Genomic DNA, 6,000 nt, shown 5'->3' with positions numbered 1-6,000 from the left:
AGGATTTGAGAATAATTTCACGCAATTTATACTTGCTGGGCTGCTTTTCGCCTTTGATAAAACAGTCGCGTTGATAAGCAATTGCTGCATTGTACGACCAACGGTCTGTACTTTTGAGAAAATCGGTAATATGTTGGGCGATCGCTTTTGTTCTTGCCTTCCTTACCAACTTGCGCTCAAAATCTGGCGTTTGATAAACTTCCTCAGGTATTTCCCGTCCATAGCGGTCAATTTCTCCAGCACTTGCCCGCCATCCGTCTTTATCAGAACGGGTTGTGACGCGGTAAACTCGATAGGGAGCTAAAAACCCATCGTTAATCCCTTGTTTAAGCGAATACGTATAAAGCGGATTACCAAAGTAGCGATAGGTATCAACGTTATCATCCCGTAGCGGTGTCGCCGTTAGTCCCAACTGGTAAGCGGGTTCAAAATACTCTAGAATTAGCCGCCAGTTACCCTCATCTCTAGCGCTACCTCGATGACACTCGTCAACAATAATCAAGTCAAAATAGTTACGGCTATATTCTTTATAAAGTCCGGGACGTGCTTTGTCTGTAGCGATTGCCTGATAAATAGCAAAATAAATATCCCGTCCCTTCTTCGCTTCCCCCTGAATTTTGTAAATTTTCTCCTCATCAAAAGCAGAAAAATCCTTATTCATGGGGTCATCAACCAAAATATTCCGGTCAGCTAAAAACAAAATTCTGGGTTGACGCGCTTCCCCAGAGACATTCCACTCCAAACTTGAGAGTTTCCAGCATATTTGAAAAGCGGTAGTGGTTTTACCTGTTCCCGTTGCCATCGTCAGCAACAAGCGATTTTGACCTTTAAGAATTGCTGCTAGGGCTGCATTAATTGCATTGCGTTGATAATAACGCAGTTCCTTCCCTTGTGTAAGATAAAACAAAGTCAGCAGTTTCTCAGCAATATCCGGTCTAATTTGCTTATCTCCTTCCCCAGTTAACCTTCGCCAAAGTTCATCAGGACTGGGAAACGAGTCTATATCATCAGACTGCTGACCTGTAATAAAGTCGTATTCTACAATTCCCGTACCATTTGTAGAGTAAGCAAACTTTACCCCTAAAATCTGAGCATATTCCCTTGCCTGTTCTAACCCCTCATCAGCAGTTTTATGCTTCCGTTTCGCCTCGACTACTGCTATGGGAAAATTACCGTTGTACAGCAACAGGTAGTCTGCAAACTTTCTTTTAGCACGCGGTTGGCGCTTATTCTTTGGTCTAATTTTGCCATCAGTGAAGTAATAACTTTCAGTGTAATCGTGGGGTTCCTTCTCCCAACCCGCATCTTTTAACTTTGGCTCAACGTACTTACGGCAGGTATTTGCTTCATTACTCATGGTTTATTACTTCGTTGCCAGTTTTTCCAGCTTAACCGCCAACTCTGTATAAATCACGTCTAGCCATACAAAAATAACAGGCTAACCCTGTTCTAGGGATGCGTAGATGCGTAGCCGCTTGTCGTCAGACATCGCTTTTTCTTTGTCGAACTCAACAACGCTAAATTTTTGCACAGCAATTAGTGAAAAGTAACACCAATCTGTTAACAGTGACCTCGGAGAGCGTTAATGTACTTTAATCAAAGGCGCCACCCGGATTTGAACCGGGGGATAAAGGTTTTGCAGACCTCTGCCTTACCACTTGGCTATGGCGCCGCATTTATATTTACTGCTTGTCTACTTTCTTCGCTTTTTTTTGAATAGCAGTTGAGTAGCCATGCGAAATCAGTTTTTAACTATTGTAGTGCAATTCTACATCTATAACAACAGCAGCTGCAAAGAGGATTCGGCTAAGAATAGCTAGTCGCTACTCAAATTAAGGCGATCGCTCTCTTAAGCCGACAAGCTCCCTCTTTCCCTATTCTAATATCTTTCGTGCTGCGTTCTATATTTCTATCGCAGGCGGGAGGCGCAATCAGCACTTATTTTGTCTTCTGGACGATAGCGACTTCTTGATGACATAAAAGTACCATCGTGCGTACAAAGTAGAGACGCGAAATTTCGCGTCTCTACATAACTTTTTATACTTTCACCTCATCCGCAAAACTGTCCCAACGGACAAAGTGAAATGGTCCGGCGACAGATCCCCAGATATGCTCATCGGTTTCTGGGTCTCGTCCTCGGTCAAGGCTAATAAATTTCTCGGTGTCAATCTCAAATTCACTATCAAGATAGGTGTTTTTGTTGTAGCGAAACACCATGCAGCCTTTACCTGGTTCAACTTTGCCTTTGAAGCTGTTACCAGTCCACTCGACAATCATGTTGCAGCCTGGTAATTTTTCTAAATCGTTGATGGTTAACTGTTGCAGAAGTTGTAGGTTACGGGAGGCACCGTAAAACTTTTCTTCTTGCTTAACAGTATAATTTTCGATTTCGATGCGCGAGCCTGCGTTCAGCAACTTCAACACCCGCAAGCGATAGGGGTCATTGAGCGTATAATTGTAAGCTTGTTCGACAAACAAACTTACCCCTGATAACACTTCCAAGGGGAGGGGACGCATACACACGCGAATATGAGCAAAAAAAGGCGGATTTTCAAAAGCTTGTTCTTGATTACTAAAATCAGCCGCCATCCAGCGAGCTAAGGTGGCAATATCAGTAGAGTGAGTCATTACAGATAATAAACCGATTGCTTGAAAATAAGAACGCAAGTTCTTTAAATATTGTAAAACTTGTGGTTGCCTATATTTGTGGAGAATACGATCGCTTATTTTCGTCAATGTCTGGGGATTGGGCAATGGGCAATGGGCAATGGGCAATGGGCAATGGGCAATGGGCAATGGGCAATGGGCAATGGGCAATGGGCAATGGGAGATTTTTTTCATGCCCCATGCCCGGTACAATTTACAGCAAGGCGAGATAAAACAATGATGCTACGGCGCTTAAGTGTGACAATTACTGCTGCTATAATTTGGCAGTTTTGCAGTTCTTTGACTTTGGCAGAGACTAAAAACCCTACACAGGCGGATAAATTTCCGCCTAGTCCGCTGGAGCTGACTATACCCGATCCACTGCTACCGCGTAAACCTGACAAACAGCCGTTAACTGTCACTGAACAGCAAGATTTGGCTGTGGCGTTGGATAATTTGAATCAAGAAGCTGCGGCTAAACAGCAAGCTGGGGATAAGGTGGGAGCGTTTGATATTTGGAACCGGGAACTGCGTTTGCGTCGCTATTTAGGTTCAGTGGCAGAAGTGCAAGCGCTGTCACGGGTAGGTGCGATCGCCTGGAATGAAAACAATCGTCCAGAAATATTTTACATTATGCAGCGATTGCAAAAAATTCAAACATCTTCCTTTCAAAAGCAAAAAAAACTTGCGAAAACAATACCATCTACAACTGTTGATGTAGAACTTTGGCGATCGCTGGCGATCGCGTACACTAATTTGCGATCGCCTAAAGAAGCAGTCGCAGCTTACGATCAAGTTTTAGCCGCAGTCCGACAAAACAATGATGTCGCTGCCGTTGTCGAAACCCTGAAAACAATGGGGGAACTGCACATGAGTTGGTTTGATTACACCAAAGCTGCCGACACTTACGAACAATTGTTAAATTTTGCGGCAAAAAATGGCGATCGCATCAATCAGTTAGCGTATCTGCAACAACTAGCTTACATTTACGAGCAAGGAAGACAACCACAGCAATCAATAAAAATACGCAATCAGTTGATAGAATCTTACCAAAGTGAAAATAATTTAATTCAGATACCAGAATTAAAGCTAGCGATCGGCTCAGATTACCAAGCGCTAGCCAAAGAAAATCCAACTTTACTTCCAGAAGCTTTCAAAAACTATCAAGAAGCTTATACCACAGCTTGGCAACAAGAACAATACGTTACTGCTGGCGAAGCTTTACAAAAATTAATCGCCTTATACCGTTCCCAAGGACAAACAGAAGAAGCTTTGCAAACTGGGCAAATTTTGGTACAGACACAAGAGAAAGCCGTCAACTTTTACGGCATGATGAAGGCTTACGACCAAATTGGGCAAATTTATCTAGAACGCAAAGAGCCGACTCTTGCACTAGCAGCCTTTCAAAAAGGGCTGGAATTAGCGCAACAACTCAAGCATGACGAAGCTTATTTTACCGAGCAGATTCAGAAGCTGTCAAAGTAATGGGAATGGGGGGAATGGGGAATGGGGCATAGGGCATAGGGCATGGGGCATGGGGCATGGGGTATGGGGTATGGGGAATTGAAGAGGGGGAAAGGGAAAAGGGAAAAGGGAAAAAAAGAATTATTACCATTGCCCGATGCCCGATGCCCATTGCCCATTGCCCATTGCCCATTGCCCATTGCCCAATGCCCATTGCCCCATGCCCATTGCCCCATGCCCATTAAACAATTGCCCCATGCCCACTTTCTAGGCAGCCTTTACCTCAACCCGATTCGATGCTTGAACAACTTCATAGAGTTTATCTTCAAATTTTTGCGAACATGCAGACCAATCGAAATCAAGTATGGATGGGCGTGCCTGCCGTGTCAATTCTTCTTTGAAAGCGGGATTTTCCAGGATTGCAATTACCTTTTCGGCTAAATCTTCTGTGTCATTAGGTTCGGCTAGCAAACCGTTGACACCCGGAAAAATCTGCTCTGTAGTTGAAGGTGCGTAGACTGCAACAACTGGGGTTCCGGAAGCTAGAGCTTCGTTAGTCGTGGTGCAGAAGTTTTCTGTGACGGAGGGGTTGACAAATATGTCTGCTCGTGCAAACCAGCCTAACAGTTCTTTTCCGTGGGACTCACCCCAGATGGTAACACCAGATTTAAACTTTTGAGCGCGTCTTTTGACTTCCTCATCAGCCGGACCGCTACCAACGATGACTAGATGAACGTTAGGAATTTTAGCAGCAATCAACGGAAATGCATCTAAAAGTTGAGTGACATTCTTTTCTGGGGTAATGCGTCCGACAAAAAGTAGCGTTGGGCGATCGTCGTTAGGAATCGGGTTATAAATGATGTTTTGGGGGTGAAATTTTTCGCAATCAATACCTTGATAGGGTAAATATTCACTGCGTTGAGAATTCAGGCTTTGATATTTTTTCAATTGTTCCCGCGAAGAGAAGTAATTGACGTCATAAGCCTCACTCATTTGCTTAACCAAAGTGGGAAGAATTGGACGAAATAAGTTGAAAATTACGTCTCCCAAGTAATATCGAATATAAGCAATGATATCGGTATGGAAAACAGATATGATTGGTGTGCTGGTTCGCTTTGCATATTCGGTTCCAATCGGACGACCGTAACCTTGCAAGAAAAGCGAGTAACATCCTCTCATTTGCGGTGCTTCTTCAACCACTACAATGTCAGGCTGGAATTTTTCCAACAACTCAGTATCACTCCAATACCGATTGTGCATCGGTTGCGGAAGAGACTTGTATAACATCAACGGTTGTGATGGAAATGCGTAAGAAGAAAATTTGGGAAAAACTCTTAATTCTTCTAACCCAGCCATTGGACGGGAGCCAACATTTTTTGGGTATTTGTCGTTAAATTCTGGATGAATAAGAAAAACTTCGTGTCCTTGCTGTAACAACCAGCGAACTCGTTGGTGTACTGCAATGGAAACTCCTGTCAGGAAGGGAGCATACAATCCTGTCAACAGCGCAATGCGAAGCGGTTGCTTTTTCATAATTCCAATTAATTTGGGTATTTTTTATCAGAGAGAAACACTACGATCGCTCTAATAAAAGTTGGACTTAGGATTTACGCATTGACACAGATTTCAAATTGTACAGAGTATTTGTACTCTGCTCCCCTGTAATGAGCGCTTCAGCGTTTAATTATTGAGCGCTGGCTCACTACAAACTCAATATTTCTATTTTTATCGCGCTTACTAGCGTATCGGCATCAACTAAGGCAACTACGTTGTAGGAATTATTTAATTCTAAGACGGTTTGGACGATAGAACTGCATTTGAAACTGCAATTTTTGCGTACTATTGTCAAATAACTAATTTGGACGTGGTTGCTTGTTGCTTTTGAATAAT

At 43.2% G+C, this 6,000-nt stretch carries 5 protein-coding genes and 1 tRNA gene; 1 reads left to right on the top strand and 5 read right to left on the bottom strand.

The genetic code is table 11. The features are described from left to right. From hsdR to AABK37_RS09850, 3 genes are all read right to left on the bottom strand, one after another. A partial coding sequence (gene hsdR, locus AABK37_RS09860) for an EcoAI/FtnUII family type I restriction enzme subunit R (RefSeq protein ID WP_432551386.1) occupies positions 1–1,357 on the bottom strand: 1,357 nt, incomplete at its 3' end. A gap of 243 nt (positions 1,358–1,600) precedes the next feature. Next, positions 1,601–1,672, bottom strand: a tRNA-Cys gene (locus tag AABK37_RS09855). Between the two features lie 365 nt (positions 1,673–2,037). Next, the gene (locus tag AABK37_RS09850) at positions 2,038–2,628 is read right to left on the bottom strand and encodes a chromophore lyase CpcT/CpeT (RefSeq protein WP_432551391.1); all 591 of its coding nucleotides are present in this window, start codon (positions 2,626–2,628) and stop codon (positions 2,038–2,040) included. 258 nt (positions 2,629–2,886) lie between these two features. Here AABK37_RS09850 and AABK37_RS09845 point away from each other — a divergent pair, with 258 nt between their 5' ends. Continuing rightward, a complete protein-coding gene (locus tag AABK37_RS09845; protein WP_432551390.1) occupies positions 2,887–4,131 on the top strand; it encodes a tetratricopeptide repeat protein in 1,245 nt (414 codons plus the stop codon). Here the strand turns inward: AABK37_RS09845 and AABK37_RS09840 are convergent. Both AABK37_RS09840 and AABK37_RS09835 read right to left on the bottom strand, forming a co-directional pair. Then, positions 4,113–4,289, bottom strand: coding sequence for a hypothetical protein (locus tag AABK37_RS09840; RefSeq protein ID WP_432551385.1), 177 nt, complete (start codon positions 4,287–4,289; stop codon positions 4,113–4,115). The genes AABK37_RS09845 and AABK37_RS09840 overlap by 19 nt on opposite strands. Positions 4,290–4,377: 88 nt before the next feature. Next, the gene (locus tag AABK37_RS09835; protein ID WP_432551384.1) at positions 4,378–5,643 is read right to left on the bottom strand and encodes a glycosyltransferase; all 1,266 of its coding nucleotides are present in this window, start codon (positions 5,641–5,643) and stop codon (positions 4,378–4,380) included. Positions 5,644–6,000: the final 357 nt, after the last annotated feature.

This window comes from Tolypothrix sp. VBCCA 56010, assembly GCF_050875635.1.
GTDB lineage: Bacteria > Cyanobacteriota > Cyanobacteriia > Cyanobacteriales > Nostocaceae > Hassallia.
This window is presented reverse-complemented; position numbering and strand designations above follow the sequence as displayed.